Source organism: Nocardioides sp. Z35_8, from assembly GCF_059621125.1.
Genome location: NZ_JCAQIE010000001.1, coordinates 1,624,279 through 1,639,424 on the forward strand (window position 1 = coordinate 1,624,279; position 15,146 = coordinate 1,639,424).

Genomic DNA, 15,146 nt, shown 5'->3' on the forward strand with positions numbered 1-15,146 from the left:
CTCGGCGTCAGGATGCGCCGCCTGAACCGTTGGGGGACCGGGCCGATCGGCCCGGGGCGCAGCCGCGTCAGGGGCGGGTCAGGGGCCCATCCGGCCCCGGCAGTCGGCCCCTAGCGAGCCTGATCGCGGCGCGCGTAACTTCGTGAGCACATCGCACAGGGCCCGAGCTGTTCGGTGGGTTTGGGTTGGTTCCTCGACCGCCAGGAGCACACGATGAGCGCCACGACCGCACCCCGGAGCCCGGGCAACCCGTGGGTGATGCTGGCCCTGGCCACGATCGGGTTCGCGGTCAACTTCTGGGCCTGGGCGCTGATCAGCCCGCTCGGCCCGCTCTTCCTCAAGCAGGGCGCCGACAGCCCGCTCGGCCAGCTCAGCCAGTCCGAGGTGTCGTTGATGGTCGCCGTCCCCGTGGTGGTCGGCTCGCTGGGCCGCATCGTGGTGGGGGCGCTGACCGATCGCTACGGCGGGCGGCTGATGTTCCCGATCGTGTCCGGCGTGTCCATCGTGCCGGTGCTGTTCCTGGCCTACTTCGCCCTCGACTCCTACCCGCTGGTGCTCCTCGGCGGCTTCTTCCTCGGCATCGCCGGCACGGCGTTCGCCGTCGGTGTCCCCTTCGTCAACGCATGGTTCCCGCCGGAGAAGCGGGGCCTGGCGGTCGGCATCTTCGGTGCCGGCATGGGCGGCACCGCGATCAGCGCCCTGACGACCGTCCCGCTCTGGGAGAACCTCGGGCGGACCGCCCCCTTCCTCATCACCGCGGCCGTCTTGGCGGTCTACGCGGTGGTCGCCTGGGTGGTGATGCGGGACGCACCCGGCCGGGTCCCGCCCAGCACCAGCCTCGTCGCGCGGGTGTCGGCCAACGCCCGCCTGCCGATCACCTGGCAGGCCAGCGTGCTCTACGCGGTCGCCTTCGGGGGCTACGTCGCCTTCTCGGTCTTCCTGCCGACCTACCTCAAGACCGCCCACGGGCTCGAGCCGGCCGACGCGGCCAACCGGATGGCAGGATTCGTGGTGGTCGCGGTCGTGATGCGGCCCGTCGGCGGCTGGCTGTCGGACCGGCTCGGCTCCATCCCCGTGCTCGCCGCCGGCTTCGCCTTGGTGGCCGTCTGCGCCGCGGTCGCCGCGCCCAACCCGCCCGTGACAGCGGCCGACGGGAGCTACCTCACCCTCGGCACCGCCACCTTCCTGCTGATGGCCGCGGCCCTCGGCTCCGGCTCCGGCGCGACCTTCGCCCTGATCGCGCAGGCCACGCAACCCGCCCGCGTCGGTGGCGTGACCGGGCTGGTGGGCGCGGCCGGCGGGCTCGGTGGCTTCGTGCCGCCCCTCCTCATGGGGTGGATCTACGGCCAGACGGAGTCCTACGCCATCGGGCTGTGGCTGCTCGCCGTGACCTCCGCGCTGACCCTGGTGCTGACCGTGACCCTCGTCCGCCGCACCGCGGCGGAGTCGGCCGCCGCCGCCGGCGTCGCCGCCTGAGCGGATCGACCTCACGAAAGGGCCCGACGTGACCGACCTCGAGAACCAGCTCCAGAAGGCCCTCATCGGCGGGCGCCGCTTCTTCACCAAGGCGCAGGTGAGCGAGGACGACCGCGTGCTCTACGCGCAGGGCGGTCGCGAGGGCGACGTGTTCTACCGCGACCGCTGGAGCCACGACAAGGTGGTGCGGTCGACGCACGGGGTCAACTGCACCGGGTCGTGCTCGTGGAAGGTCTACGTCAAGGACGGGATCATCACCTGGGAGGCGCAGCAGACCGACTACCCCAGCGCCGGGCCCGACCGCCCGGAGTACGAGCCCCGCGGCTGCCCGCGAGGGGCGGCGTTCAGCTGGTACACCTACAGCCCCACCCGGGTGCGCTACCCCTACGTCCGCGGCGTGCTGCTCGAGATGTTCCGCGCCGCCAAGCAGCAGTACGGCGACCCGGTGGTCGCCTGGGGATCGATCGTCCAGGACGAGGAGCAGGCTCGGGCCTACAAGTCGGCGCGCGGCAAGGGCGGCCTGGTGCGGGCGTCCTGGGACGAGGTCACCGAGATCGTGGCGGCCGCCCACGTCTACACGGTCAAGCGGTGGGGCCCCGACCGCATCGCCGGCTTCTCGCCGATCCCCGCGATGTCGCCGGTGTCCTACGCCTCCGGAGCGCGGTTCCTCGAGCTCGTCGGGGCTCCCATGCTGTCGTTCTACGACTGGTATGCCGACCTGCCCAACGCCTCGCCCCAGATGTTCGGCGACCAGACCGACGTCCCGGAGTCCGGCGACTGGTGGGACGCCGGCTACCTGATGATGTGGGGCTCCAACGTCCCGCTCACCCGCACCCCCGACGCCCACTGGATGACCGAGGCGCGCTACCGCGGCCAGAAGGTGGTCGCGATCGCGCCCGACTACGCCGAGAGCGTGAAGTTCGCCGACGAGTGGGTGAGCCCGGCGCCGGGCACCGACGGTGCACTGGCGATGGCGATGGGCCACGTCGTGCTCAAGGAGTTCTTCGCCGAGACCAGCACGCCGTTCTTCGAGGCCTACACCAAGCAGTTCACCGACCTCCCGCACCTCGTGTGCCTCGAGCCCGCGGCAGGCGGCGGCTACCGCCCCGGCAAGTTCCTCGTCGAGGGCGACCTCGGGGGGACCAGCGAGAACGCCATGTGGAAGCCCGCCGTGGTCGACGCCACGACCGGCGACGTCCGCATCCCGCACGGCTCCATCGGCGACCGCTTCGGCGAGGCCGGCGTCGGGAGGTGGAACCTCGAGCTCGGCGACCTCGACCCGGCGCTGAGCATGTACCGCGACCACCAGGGCGGGACCCGCGAGTCCGTCGAGGTCGAGCTGCCGCGCTTCGACGCCGCCGACGGCAAGGTCGTGCGCGAGCGCCGGGGCGTGCCGGTGGCGCGGGTGGGCGATCGCGTCGTCACCACTGTCCTCGACCTCCTGCTCGCCCAGTACGGCGTCGCCCGGCCCGGCCTGCCGGGCACCTGGCCGCGCACGAGCGAGTCCGACGCGCGCGGCTACGACGACCCGGCCGTGCCGGCCACCCCGGCCTGGCAGGAGCAGCACACCGGGGTCCCGGCCGCCCAGGTCGTCCGGCTGGCGCGCGAGTGGGCGCGCAACGCGGTCGACACCGAGGGCCGCGGGATGATCCTGCTCGGTGCGGGCGTCAACCACTGGTTCCACTCCGACCAGATCTACCGCGCCATCCTGGTGCTCACCACGATCACGGGTGCCCAGGGCCGCAACGGCGGCGGCTGGGCGCACTACGTCGGCCAGGAGAAGATGCGCCCGCTCATGGGCTTCCAGCACATGGCGTTCGCGCTGGACTGGCACCGCCCGCCGCGCCACATGAACCAGACGGCGTACTGGTACGTCAACACCTCGCAGTACCGCTATGACACCTTCACCGCCGACGACCTCGACTGCGGCACGGGCATCTTCGCCGGCCGCACGGTGATGGACCTGCTGGCCCAGTCCGTGCGGCTGGGGTGGTCGCCCTCCTACCCCACCTTCGACCGCAGCAGCCTCCAGCTCGCCGACGACGCGGAGGCGGCGGGGATGGAGGCGCCGGCGTACGTCGCCCGGGAGCTCAAGGAGGGCCGCCTGCGCTTCGCGGTCGAGGACCCCGAGCACGAGGACAACCATCCCCGGCTGCTGTCGCTGTGGCGCTCCAACCTGCTGGGGTCCTCGGCCAAGGGCAACGAGTACTTCCTGCGCCACCTGCTCGGGACCGACTCGTCCGCCACTGCCGTCGAGGCGCCGCCGGACAAGAGGCCGCGGGACGTCGTCTGGGCGGACCGCGCGGCCGAGGGTCGGCTCGACCTGCTCCTGACGATCGACTTCCGGATGACCTCGTCCACGATCCTCAGCGATGTCGTCCTGCCGGCGGCGACCTGGTACGAGAAGCACGACCTCTCGACCACCGACATGCACCCCTACATCCACTCGTTCAACCCCGCGATCGCGCCGCCGTGGCAGACCAGGTCCGACTGGGACGCGTGGAAGGCGATCGCGAAGAGGTTCTCCGAGCTCGCGGTCGACCACCTCGGCACCCGCCGAGACGTGGTGGCCAAGCCGCTGTGGCACGACACCCCGGAGGCGATGGCGTCCGAGCACGGCGTGGTGCGGGACTGGAGGACCGGCGAGGTGGAGCCGGTGCCGGGCAGGACGATGCCGGTGATCGCCGTGGCCGAGCGTGACTACCCGGCGGTCTTCGACAAGATGACCACGATCGGCCCGCTCCTGGAGAAGGCCGGGATGGTGACCAAGGGGGTCTCGTACGACCCGGCGCGCGCGGTGGAGGCCCTGCGCCGGCGCAATGGCGTCGTCCACGGCGGGGTCGGCGACGGCCAGCCGCGTCTGGAGACCGACGTGCAGATGGCCGACGCCATGCTCCACCTCTCCGGCGTCTCCAACGGCCACCTCGCCACGGAGGGCTTCCGCTTCCTCGAGAAGCGCACGGGCACCGGGCTCGCCGACCTCGCGGCGGAGCACGAGGGGAAGCAGATCACGTTCGCCGACACCCAGGTGGTGCCGGTCCCGGTGATCACCTCGCCGGAGTGGTCGGGCTCGGAGTCGGGCGGGCGGCGCTACAGCCCGTTCACGATCAACATCGAGCGCAAGAAGCCCTTCCACACCCTGACCGGGCGCCAGCAGTTCTACCTCGACCACGACTGGTTCCTCGGGATGGGCGAGATGCTGCCGGTCTACCGCCCGCCGCTCAACATGACCGAGCTGTTCGGTGAGGTGCCGGTCGGGGAGCAGACCGAGCTCGGCGTCTCGGTGCGCTACCTCACCCCGCACAACAAGTGGGCGATCCACTCCGAGTACCAGGACAACCTGTTCATGCTCTCGCTCTCGCGGGGTGGCCAGTCGGTGTGGATCTCCGACCGCGACGCGGCGAAGGTGGGGATCGGCGACAACGACTGGATCGAGATGGTCAACCGCAACGGCGTCGTCGCGGCCCGCGCGATCGTGAGCCACCGGATGCCCGAGGGCACCGTCTACATGCACCACGCCCAGGACCGGCTGATCGACGTGCCGTTGACCGAGCGCGACGGCAAGCGCGGCGGCATCCACAACAGCCTCACCCGGGTCCTGCTCAAGCCCAACCACATCGTCGGCGGCTACGCCCAGCTGGCCTACTTCTTCAACTACATCGGCCCGATCGGCAACAACCGCGACGAGGTCACGATGATCCGCAAGCGGACCGCGCCGGTGGCGTACTGAGCGGGACGGGAGACGACTGACATGCGCGTGATGGCACAGATGGCCATGGTGATGAACCTCGACAAGTGCATCGGGTGCCACACCTGCTCGGTGACCTGCAAGCAGGCGTGGACCAACCGGGCCGGCACGGAGTACGTCTGGTTCAACAACGTCGAGACCCGCCCCGGGCTGGGCTACCCCCGGACCTACGAGGACCAGGAGGAGTGGCAGGGCGGCTGGGTCCGCAAGCGCGACGGCCGGCTGGCGCTCCGGGCGGGCGGGCGGATGAAGAAGCTGCTCACCATCTTCTCCAACCCCAAGCTGCCCTCGATCGAGGACTACTACGAGCCCTGGACCTACGACTACGAGACGCTGACCAGCTCACCGCAATCCGACACGTTCCCCGTCGCCCGTCCCCGCAGCCTCATCTCCGGCGAGCACATGAACGTGGAGTGGTCGGCCAACTGGGACGACGACCTCGGCGGCTCGCATGAGCATGCGGCCCGCGACGTGATGCTCAAGGGCATCGAGGACAAGGTGCGCCTGGAGTTCGAGCAGACCTTCATGTTCTACCTCCCGCGCATCTGCGAGCACTGCCTCAACCCGTCGTGCGCCGCGTCGTGCCCCAGCGGCGCGATCTACAAGCGTGAGGAGGACGGCATCGTCCTGGTCGACCAGGACCGCTGCCGCGGCTGGCGCATGTGCGTGTCCGGGTGCCCCTACAAGAAGGTCTACTTCAACCACAAGACCGGCAAGGCCGAGAAGTGCACGTTCTGCTACCCCCGGGTCGAGGTCGGCATCCCGACCGTGTGCTCGGAGACGTGCGTGGGCCGGCTGCGCTACATCGGCCTGATGCTCTACGACGCCGACAAGGTGCTCGAGGCGGCGAGCATCGAGGACGAGCACGAGCTCTACGACGCCCAGCGCGCGTGCTTCCTCGACCCGCACGACCCCGAGGTCCGGCGGGCAGCGGAGCGGGCCGGCATCCCGGGCGACTGGGTCGACGCCGCCGGGCGCTCGCCGGTGTGGGCGCTGATCAACACCTACGAGGTCGCCCTGCCCCTGCACCCGGAGTACCGCACGATGCCGATGGTCTGGTACATCCCGCCGCTGTCGCCGGTCGTCGACGTCGTACGCGAGACGGGGGAGGACGCCGAGGACCGGGGCAACCTGTTCGCGGCCATCGACACCCTCCGCATCCCCGTGGAGTACCTCGCCAACCTGTTCACCGCCGGCGACCCCGCGCCCGTGGACCGGGTGCTGAAGAAGCTCGCCGCGATGCGGTCCTACATGCGCGACATCAACCTCGGCCGCGACCCCGACGAGTCGATCCCGGCCGCGGTCGGCATGACCGGCGAGCGGATGTACGAGATGTTCCGGCTGCTCGCCATCGCCAAGTACTCCGAGCGCTACGTGATCCCGCCGGCCCACGCCGAGCAGGCGCACGCGCTCGAGGAGCTGGCCACCGACTGCCCGGTCAACGACTACGGCGGCGGACAGCAGGACCTGTTCGGCGAGGGCTCGGGCTACCCGACGCCGGTCGCAGTCGACAACTTCCGGATGCTGCAGGACCGCCAGACCTCCGACACGCTCGCCGCACCCGACGACAAGGGCACGCGCGTCAACCTGCTCAACTGGGACGGCAAGGGCACCCCGGCCGGGATGTTCCCGCCGCGCGACGGCGAGGCCGGGTCGTGATGCTCCGGCGCCGGTCGCGCCGACCCGACCCGCAGGCCGTCCGGGTCTGGGCGGTCTGCTCGGCCCTGCTCGACTACCCCACGACCGACCTGGTCGACTCGCTCGACGACCTCGAGGCGCTGGTGCCCGGGCACGCGCAGCTGGTCCCGCTCATCGAGCACGCCCGGCGCACCCCGCTCGACCGGCTGCAGCAGGACTACGTCGCCACCTTCGACCACACGCGCAAGTGCGCGCTCTACCTCACCTACTTCGCCTACGGCGACACCCGCCGGCGCGGGGCCGCGCTCCTGGGCTTCAAGGACGCCTACCGCCGGGCCGGCGTGGAGTGGGACGACGCGCTCGGCGAGCTGCCCGACCACCTGTGCGCGGTGCTGCAGCTCGGGGCGACCGTCGACGCCGAGGTCGCCCGGACGCTGCTCCTGGAGCACCGCGCCGGCGTGGAGATGCTGCGCCTGGCGCTGACGGGCTGGCGCAACGACGACGGCTCGACGGGGTCGCCCTGGGCGGCGGCGCTGGTGGCCCTCTGCGACACCCTCCCCGAGCTCGCCGGCACCGAGGCCGACGCCGTACGCCGTCTCGTCGAGCAGGGCCCGCCGGCCGAGGAGGTCGGGCTCGCCGGCTACGCCGCCGACCCGGCCCTCACCGGGGGACCCGCCCTCATCTCGTCCGCCACCATCCCCGTAGGAGCCCCCCGATGAGCGTCTTCCTGTGGGTCATCGTCCCCTACCTGTGCCTGGCGGTCTTCGTCGTCGGCCACGTGTGGCGCTACCGCTACGACAAGTTCGGCTGGACCACCCGCTCCTCGCAGCTCTACGAGGAGCGGCTGCTCAGGCTGGGCTCGCCGCTGTTCCACTTCGGCATGCTCGGCGTGGTCGCCGGCCACATCATCGGCCTGCTCGTCCCGCGGTCGTGGACCGAGGCGGTCGGCATCGACGACGAGCTCTACCACTACATCGCAGTGATCGGCGGGCTGATCGCCGGACTGATGGCGCTGACGGGCATGGTCATCCTGATCTACCGCCGTCGGACCGTGGGCCCGGTCTTCTCCGCCACCACCGGGATGGACAAGGTGATGTACGCCTTCCTCGGCGCGGCCATCGTGCTGGGCATGTGGAACACCATCGCGGGCTCGATCTTCAGCCTGGGCGGTGAGTACAACTACCGGGAGGGCGTCTCGGTCTGGTATCGGTCCTTTCTCGCCTTCCAGCCCGACGCCGACCTGATGGCCGACGCGCCGATCGGCTTCCAGCTCCACGCCCTGGTCGCCTTCGGCCTGTTCGCGCTGTGGCCCTTCACCCGGCTCGTGCACGTGTTCTCCGCGCCCGTCGGCTACTTGACGAGGCCCTACATCGTCTACCGCTCGCGCGACGACATCCCGCTGGGGACCGCAGCGCCGCCCCGCGGCTGGGACCGGGTGGGCTGAGCCGTGTGCCACTACTGCGGCTGCCGCCAGATCCCGCTGATCCGCGACTTCATCGCCGAGCACGAGCTGGTGCTCGAGCTCGGCATGCGGGCCCTCGAGCAGGCCGGGCACGGCGCGTTCGAGCAGGCGGGCTCCACCGTCGAGGCGATGCGCGCCGAGCTGCGCAGCCACTGGCAGGGGGAGGAGGAGGGGATCTTCGCCCTGATGCGCACCGACGAGCTCTACCGCCAGCACATCGACCCGCTGGTCGACGAGCACCGCGAGCTCGGCGCGCTGCTCGCCGGCCTCGACCTGGGGCGTGCGGACGACCGCGACCTCCTGCACCACCAGATGACCGAGCTGCGGATCCACATCTCCAAGGAGGAGGACGGGATCTTTCCCGTCACCCTGGTGGAGTTCAGCGGCCCGGAGTGGGACGCTGCGATCGCCGCGTGGGAACGCGCGCACCCGGGCAGGACCGTCTCGACCCGCTGACGCCCCAGGAGGATCCATGCAGATCACGTCGTTGACCGCGCTCGCCGTCCAGCAGCTGGAGACGGCCCGCACGGCGAGCGCCGGCCGCTCGGCCGTGACCGTGCACGGCGGGCGCGAGCACGACCTGCGTCAGACGGTGATCGCGATGACGGCCGGCACGCGTCTCGGCGAGCACGAGTCGCCGGGCGAGGCGACCCTGCAGGTGCTGGAGGGCGAGGTGAGCCTCCACGCGGGCGAGGACACCCACGAGCTGCGTGGCGGCGACCACGGGGTGATCCCGCCCGTGCGCCACGACCTGGTCGCGCGCACTGACGCCGTCGTGCTGCTGACGGTGGCCACCCGCGCCTGAGCGGCCGTCCGGGCCCTACGGTGGGCCCATGACCGCCGGCCTGCTCCTCGCCGCGGGCGCCGGGCGGCGCTTCGGCTGCCCCAAGGCGCTGGCCCGGGACCAGGACGGCACCTCGTGGCTGCTGCGCTCGGTGCAGGCGCTGCGGCCCTGCGCGGAGATCGTCGTCGTGCTGGGCGCCGAGGCCGAGCGCGCCGCGGCGCTGCTGCCCATGTCGGTCGCCCGGATCCGGGCCGACGACTGGGCCGAGGGGATGGGCGCCTCGCTGCGCGCCGGCCTGGAGGCGCTCACCCCCACCGGGCACGAGTCCGTGCTCGTCTCGCTCGTCGACCTGCCCGACGTCGACGGTGCGGTCGTCGCCCGCCTCCTCGGCGCCTCGCGCGGGCCCGCCGACCTCGCGCGGGCGGCGTACGACGGGGTGCCGGGGCACCCGGTTCTCCTCGGCCGCGACCACTGGCCGGGCGTGGTGGCCTCCGCGCGTGGTGACCGCGGGGCGCGCGACTACCTGGCCGCCCACGACGTCGCGCTGGTCGAGTGCGGCGACCTGGCGAGCGGCGCCGACGTGGACCGCCGCTGAGAGGCGTCCGTGGCCTGACCGCGTTTCCAACGTCGAGCCAACGTGCCGGGTCGTAGCCTGACCCGCATGGTGCACGGGATCGACTCCGCCGCCGACGTCGCCGCCCGGCTGGGCGCGACCGGCTACCTCTGCGACGACGAGCTGGCGACCGTCGTGTTCCTCGCCGCGCGGATGCAGCGCCCGCTGCTGCTCGAGGGCGAGCCGGGCACCGGCAAGACCGCCCTGGCCGAGGCGCTCGCCGAGAGCCTCGACCTGCCCCTCGTCCGGCTGCAGTGCTACGAGGGCATCGACGCCAGCCAGGCGCTCTACGACTGGGACTTCCCCCGCCAGATCCTGCACCTGCGGGCGCTGGAGGCCGGCGGCGAGGTCGATCCCGACGAGGCCGAGAAGAGCCTGTACGACGAGCGCTTCCTGCTCGCGCGCCCCGTCCTCGCCGCACTGCGCCAGGCCCCGGCGGTGCTGCTGGTCGACGAGGTGGACCGCGCCGACGACGAGTTCGAGGCGTTCCTGCTCGAGGTGCTCTCCACGTGGCAGGTGACGATCCCGGAGTTCGGCACGGTCACCGCCCCCGAGCCGCCGCTGGTGGTGCTCACCTCCAACCGCACCCGCGAGCTGCACGACGCGCTCAAGCGCCGGTGCCTCTACCACTGGATCGACCACCCCGGGCTGGCGCGCGAGGTGGAGATCGTCCGCTCGCGCGCCCCCGAGGTCGGCGAGGAGCTCGCCCGGCAGGTCGTCGGCGTGGTCCAGGAGCTGCGTGGTCGCGACGACCTGCTCAAGCCGCCGGGCGTCGCCGAGACGCTCGACTGGGCGCGCGCACTGACCCACCTCGGCGCGACCGACGTCGACCTCGCGTCCGCGGCCACCACGCTCGGCGCGCTGCTGAAGTATCGCGAGGACGCCGACCGGGTGCGGGCCGCGCTCGACCGGATGCTGTCGAGATGAGCGAGATGAGCGAGGTGAGCGAGGTGCGCCACGCCGCCGACGAGGTGCTGCTCGCCTTCACCCGCGCGCTGCGCGCCTCCGGCGTGCCGGTCACCCAGGACCGTGCGCACGGCTTCCTCGCCGCGGTCGCCGCGGTCGGCGCCGACGACCGGCAGGCCACCTACTGGGCCGGGCGCGCGACGCTGTGCGGCTCGCCCGACGACCTCGCCCGTTTCGAGGCGGTCTTCGCCGCGTGGTTCGACCCGCGCGACGGCCTGCCACGCGCCCACCCCCGCGAGGCGTCGCGACCCTCCACTGCCCACCTGCTCCCCGAGGCGGAGGGGCCGGGCGGGTCGGGGGAGTCGGAGGAGGACGTGGTGCGGGCCATGGCGTCGGAGGCCGAGGTGCTCAAGCACCGCGACGTGGCGACGCTCGACGCCGCGGAGAGGCGGCGGCTGGCCGCGATGTTCGTCCGGCTCTCGCTGCACCCGCCCATGCGGCGCACCGCCCGCCACCGCCGCTGGCGCCGCGGACGGCTCGACGCCTCGCGCACCCTGCGCAACTCGCTGCGCCACCTCGGCGAGCCCGGTGAGATCGCCTGGCGCAGGCGGGGCACGCGCCCGCGCCGCGTGGTGCTGCTCGTCGACGTCAGCGGCTCGATGAGCGCGTACGCCGACGCGCTGCTGCGGCTGGCCCACCGGCTGACCCGCTCGGCGCGGGCGGAGGGGGGCACCGTGGAGACCTTCACCGTCGGCACCCGGCTCACCCACGTCACCCGCGCCCTGGGCACGCCCGACGCGGACCGCGCGATCGTGGCGGCGGGTGAGGTCGTGCCCGACTGGTCCGGCGGCACCCGGCTGGGGGAGACCCTGCGGGTCTTCCTCGACCGTTGGGGGCAGCGCGGGATGGCCCGCGGCGCCGTCGTGGTCGTCTTCAGCGACGGCTGGGAGCGCGGCGACGCGGGCCTCCTCGGCGAGCAGATGGCACGCCTGCGGCGCGTCGCGCACCGCGTGGTCTGGGTCAACCCGCACCGCGGCAAGGCGGGCTACGAGCCGCTCCAGGGCGGGGTGGTGGCGGCGCTGCCGCACTGCGACGACTTCCTCGCCGGGCACTCCCTGGCGACCTTCGCCGACCTCACGGAGGTGATCGCCCGTGCGTGACGTGCTGGCCGAGCTGCTGCAGTGGTGGGAGGCCGGCGAGACGGTCGGGGTCGGCACCGTGGTGGCGACCTTCCGCTCCGCGCCGCGCCCGCCGGGTGCCTCGATGCTGGTGGGCCCCGACGACACGGCCGTCGGATCGGTGTCGGGCGGCTGCGTCGAGGGCGCGGTCTACGAGCTCGCCCAGTCGGTCGTGGCGAGCGGCGCGCCCGTGCTCGAGCGCTACGGCGTCTCCGACGACGACGCCTTCGCCGTCGGCCTGAGCTGCGGCGGCATCCTCGACGTCTTCGTCGAGCCGGTCTCGCGCGAGACGTTCCCCCAGCTCGGCGAGGTGGTGGCCGACATCGAGGCCGGACGCCCCGTCGCCCTCGCGACCGTGATCGAGCACCCCGACCCCGACCGGGTCGGGCGGCGCCTGGTGGTGCGGCCGGAGGGCCCGGCGCAGGGCAGCCTCGGGTCCTCGCGCGCAGACGCCGCGGTCCACGACGACGCCCTCGGCCTGCTCGCCGCGGGCAGCAACGCGACCCTGATGTACGGCCCCGACGGGGAGCGGCGCGGCGAGGGGATGCGGGTGTTCGTGTGGGGGTTCGCCCCCAAGCCCCGGATGCTGGTGTTCGGGGCCATCGACTTCGCGGCCGCCGTGGCCAAGGTCGGCTCGTTCCTCGGCTACCACGTCACCGTCTGCGATGCCCGTCCCGTGTTCGCGACGACCTCGCGCTTCCCGGGCGCCGACGAGGTCGTCGTGGACTGGCCCCACCGCTACCTGCGGGCCGAGGTCGACGCCGGCCGCGTCGACCGGCGCACCGTGCTGGCGGTGCTGACCCACGACCCGAGGTTCGACGTGCCGCTGCTCGAGGTCGCGCTCCGCCTCGACGACGACGTGCGACCCGCCTACATCGGCGCCATGGGCTCGCGGCGCACCCACGAGGAGCGACTCGCCCGGCTCGTGGAGGCCGGTCTCGGCGACGCCGAGCTGTCGCTGCTGTCGTCACCGATCGGGCTCGACCTCGGCGCGCGCACACCCGAGGAGACGGCCGTGTCGATCGCGGCGGAGATCGTGGCGCGCCAGTGGGGCGGCTCGGGCGAGCGGCTCGCGTCCACCCGGGGCCGGATCCACCACGACGACTGACCGGACCCGGCGCCCGGCCGCGCCGATTGGTCGCCCACGCGCGCCTCGCCTACTCTCGACGGGATGTTTTTGCTGCCCCCGCTCCACCACGTCCTCGTCCGCCTGAGTGCCCTGGCCGCCACCGTCGTCCTGCTGGTCGCCGGGTCGATGATCGCCGGCTCCCCGGCGCAGGCACTCGAGGAGGCACGGCCACAGGCCGCCGACCGGGTCCCGGCCGGCCGCTTCAGCATGGCCACGCTCAACCTGAAGAAGGGCATGAAGGTCCGTGGCATGCGCCACGACATCGGCCGGGTGATGCAGAGCGGCGCCTCCGTGATCGGGTTCCAGGAGCGCCTCGCCAGCCGCCCCGCGCTGCGGGCGAGCCTGCCGAAGTCGTGGACGTTGCTCATGCCCAGCGGACCCACGGGCACCGACGACAACCCGATCGCCTTCGACAAGGACGTCTGGAAGCTGCAGCGCACCCGGTCCGCCCTCCTGACCGGCACCACCTGGCGGCGCCCGCAGACCGGGCGGACGGCGCACGACCAGTACGGCGTCGTGGCGGTGCTCCGCCACCGCGTCAACGGCCACGTCGTCCGTGCCGTGAGCTTCCACCTGCCCAACCACCTCCACAACCGCCGCACCGGCGGGCCCAACTACGCCAACCGCGCCGGCGTCGAGGCCATGTGGCGGATGGCGGCGCGGGTCCGCGAGCTGAAGCAGGACGCGCCCGAGCCGCACCAGTTCGTGGCGCTGTGCGACTGCAACGTCACCGAGAACCGCGACACCACCGACGACCTCGTCAAGGGGCGGATCACCAAGCCGCTGCGCCTCGAGACCAACTACAGCGCCACCGGCCGCACGGGCTCGGGCATCGACTACGTGATGGCCGAGCGCAGGGCGGACTTCCGGATCGACTCCTCCCGGACCTACCGCCACCTGGTCACCGACCACCCGGGCATCGTCGCCACCTTCACGCGCGCGCGCTGAGGCCCGGTGGCGCGGGCGTCGCACGACGACTACGGGCCGACGCCCACTCCGGCCTCCACCACCCCCTCGACGTAGCCGGACGACCAGGCGACCTGCTCGTCGACCCGGCGACCGAGCGCCAGCGCCGCCTCCACGTGTCGCGGCTGGTCGCCGACAGCGACGTGATCGACGCTCGGGAGACGCTCGCCGACGGCGCGTGCCAGCCGAACGCCCTCCGGGGACAGGTGCGGGCCGGTCTCCGTGGTCCGCGTGCCCCTGCGGGTGAGGGAGTGTCGCGGGACGATCAGGACTTCATCCAGTCGGACTGTACGGCGTCGGAGGGTCGCGCAGGCGGTCGTCCAGCGAGCACGGCACGGAGGTCGTTCGGTGCGCTGACTGGGTGTGTCCCTCGCTCAGGCGCCGCTGGGACCCGTATGCCGTAGCCCCACATCATGCTGATCACATCACCGGCGACCGCGATGTCCAGACCGTGTGAGTCCTCGCCAGAGGGTGTGGCTTTGTCCGCACCCGATGGACTCTCCGCAGCAAAGTACGCACCATCCGGGTAGTTCGTTGGGGCTCATGACGATCTCAACGGTGCGACTCGTGCCTGAATCGTCCACGTAGGAGACCTCGATGCCCCCGGGCCCCTCCCGCGGGGACGCCCACGTCTCCAGCGACGCCAGTAGTCGGTCCCACGCGGGCACGTAGTTCATTTCCTCAGCATCTCAAGCCGAACCGAGCCACCTGTGCTCTTGCCCCCCAGCAGGTGCGAGGCGGACATCCCAGCATCGGTGCGCTTTCAGGCGGTTGGAGCTGCGCCGGCAGGTGGCGGAGTGACGTGTGGTCGATCCCTCAGGCCGGGTGCTCGCTGTCCGCTGCGGTCGCCTCCCAGGCATGCCCGTCCGGGTCGGTAACGACGGCTGTGTATCCCCAGGGTCTGGCTTCGGGGGCTGAGATGGATGTTGCCCCGACAGCGACCGCCGTTCGGTGCCAGGAATCGACGTCGGAACGGTCTGTCAGCTCGAGACTGAGAATGCACTCACTCGCGGTAGGTGGGCTGATTGGCCGACCGTTGAGGACGTAGCGAAAGCCGTCAGTCGGAACCAGAATGACAGCGAATCCCTGGACGTCGATGACCAGCGGCTCGGGCACCCCATCGTCGGCTGTTGTGCCGGGAGTGTCCAGGCCGAGGTCACGGTAGAACCGGTACGACCGCTCGCGGTCGGCGATGGGTAGAGCGATTGACTTCATGGCATGAGTGTGGCTGAGCACCCGCGCGTCC

13 protein-coding genes are annotated in these 15,146 nt (G+C 72.2%); 12 read left to right on the forward strand and 1 reads right to left on the reverse strand.

Features of this window, described 5'->3' with window-relative positions; translation table 11 throughout:
• Positions 1 to 213: 213 nt before the first annotated feature.
• From AC54T2_RS07820 to AC54T2_RS07875, 12 genes are all read left to right on the forward strand, one after another.
• Positions 214 to 1,476, forward strand: a complete 1,263-nt coding sequence (locus AC54T2_RS07820; protein WP_496665909.1) for an MFS transporter — start codon at positions 214 to 216, stop codon at positions 1,474 to 1,476.
• Between the two features lie 28 nt (positions 1,477 to 1,504).
• Entirely contained in the window at positions 1,505 to 5,206 is a 3,702-nt protein-coding gene (locus tag AC54T2_RS07825) for a nitrate reductase subunit alpha (protein ID WP_496665910.1), read from the forward strand.
• Positions 5,207 to 5,227: 21 nt separating this feature from the next.
• The gene (gene narH / locus AC54T2_RS07830) at positions 5,228 to 6,883 is read left to right on the forward strand and encodes a nitrate reductase subunit beta (protein WP_489975775.1); all 1,656 of its coding nucleotides are present in this window, start codon (positions 5,228 to 5,230) and stop codon (positions 6,881 to 6,883) included.
• The gene (narJ, locus tag AC54T2_RS07835; protein WP_496665911.1) at positions 6,883 to 7,581 is read left to right on the forward strand and encodes a nitrate reductase molybdenum cofactor assembly chaperone; all 699 of its coding nucleotides are present in this window, start codon (positions 6,883 to 6,885) and stop codon (positions 7,579 to 7,581) included. Before narH ends, narJ begins: the two co-directional genes overlap by 1 nt.
• A complete protein-coding gene (gene narI / locus AC54T2_RS07840) occupies positions 7,578 to 8,306 on the forward strand; it encodes a respiratory nitrate reductase subunit gamma (RefSeq protein WP_186340271.1) in 729 nt (242 codons plus the stop codon). The genes narJ and narI overlap by 4 nt, the downstream gene beginning before the upstream one ends.
• Positions 8,307 to 8,309: 3 nt before the next feature.
• Positions 8,310 to 8,780, forward strand: coding sequence for a hemerythrin domain-containing protein (locus AC54T2_RS07845; RefSeq protein WP_186340272.1), 471 nt, complete (start codon positions 8,310 to 8,312; stop codon positions 8,778 to 8,780).
• Positions 8,781 to 8,796: 16 nt separating this feature from the next.
• Entirely contained in the window at positions 8,797 to 9,129 is a 333-nt protein-coding gene (locus AC54T2_RS07850) for a cupin domain-containing protein (RefSeq protein WP_186340273.1), read from the forward strand.
• Positions 9,130 to 9,157: 28 nt separating this feature from the next.
• Positions 9,158 to 9,703, forward strand: coding sequence for a nucleotidyltransferase family protein (locus AC54T2_RS07855; protein WP_496665912.1), 546 nt, complete (start codon positions 9,158 to 9,160; stop codon positions 9,701 to 9,703).
• Between the two features lie 66 nt (positions 9,704 to 9,769).
• A complete protein-coding gene (locus tag AC54T2_RS07860; protein ID WP_489975778.1) occupies positions 9,770 to 10,648 on the forward strand; it encodes an AAA family ATPase in 879 nt (292 codons plus the stop codon).
• On the forward strand, positions 10,645 to 11,787 hold the full coding sequence (locus tag AC54T2_RS07865; RefSeq protein WP_496665913.1) for a vWA domain-containing protein: 1,143 nt from the start codon (positions 10,645 to 10,647) through the stop codon (positions 11,785 to 11,787). The genes AC54T2_RS07860 and AC54T2_RS07865 overlap by 4 nt, the downstream gene beginning before the upstream one ends.
• Entirely contained in the window at positions 11,780 to 12,913 is a 1,134-nt protein-coding gene (locus AC54T2_RS07870) for an XdhC family protein (protein ID WP_496665914.1), read from the forward strand. Before AC54T2_RS07865 ends, AC54T2_RS07870 begins: the two co-directional genes overlap by 8 nt.
• 63 nt (positions 12,914 to 12,976) lie before the next feature.
• A complete protein-coding gene (locus AC54T2_RS07875) occupies positions 12,977 to 13,882 on the forward strand; it encodes an exonuclease/endonuclease/phosphatase family protein (protein ID WP_496665915.1) in 906 nt (301 codons plus the stop codon).
• 834 nt (positions 13,883 to 14,716) lie between these two features.
• Here AC54T2_RS07875 and AC54T2_RS07880 read toward each other — a convergent pair.
• On the reverse strand, positions 14,717 to 15,115 hold the full coding sequence (locus tag AC54T2_RS07880; protein WP_489975787.1) for a VOC family protein: 399 nt from the start codon (positions 15,113 to 15,115) through the stop codon (positions 14,717 to 14,719).
• Positions 15,116 to 15,146: the final 31 nt, after the last annotated feature.

Excerpts from the sequence above, each read along its gene's own strand:
- AC54T2_RS07820 (WP_496665909.1), top strand. The coding sequence starts at position 214 with ATGAGCGCCACGACCGCACCCCGGAGCCCGGGCAACCCGTGGGTGATG.
- narH (WP_489975775.1), top strand. The coding sequence starts at position 5,228 with ATGCGCGTGATGGCACAGATGGCCATGGTGATGAACCTCGACAAGTGC.
- narJ (WP_496665911.1), top strand. The coding sequence starts at position 6,883 with ATGCTCCGGCGCCGGTCGCGCCGACCCGACCCGCAGGCCGTCCGGGTC.
- narI (WP_186340271.1), top strand. The coding sequence starts at position 7,578 with ATGAGCGTCTTCCTGTGGGTCATCGTCCCCTACCTGTGCCTGGCGGTC.
- AC54T2_RS07850 (WP_186340273.1), top strand. The coding sequence starts at position 8,797 with ATGCAGATCACGTCGTTGACCGCGCTCGCCGTCCAGCAGCTGGAGACG.
- AC54T2_RS07855 (WP_496665912.1), top strand. The coding sequence starts at position 9,158 with ATGACCGCCGGCCTGCTCCTCGCCGCGGGCGCCGGGCGGCGCTTCGGC.
- AC54T2_RS07860 (WP_489975778.1), top strand. The coding sequence starts at position 9,770 with ATGGTGCACGGGATCGACTCCGCCGCCGACGTCGCCGCCCGGCTGGGC.
- AC54T2_RS07865 (WP_496665913.1), top strand. The coding sequence starts at position 10,645 with ATGAGCGAGATGAGCGAGGTGAGCGAGGTGCGCCACGCCGCCGACGAG.
- AC54T2_RS07875 (WP_496665915.1), top strand. The coding sequence starts at position 12,977 with ATGTTTTTGCTGCCCCCGCTCCACCACGTCCTCGTCCGCCTGAGTGCC.
- AC54T2_RS07880 (WP_489975787.1), bottom strand. The coding sequence starts at position 15,115 with ATGAAGTCAATCGCTCTACCCATCGCCGACCGCGAGCGGTCGTACCGG.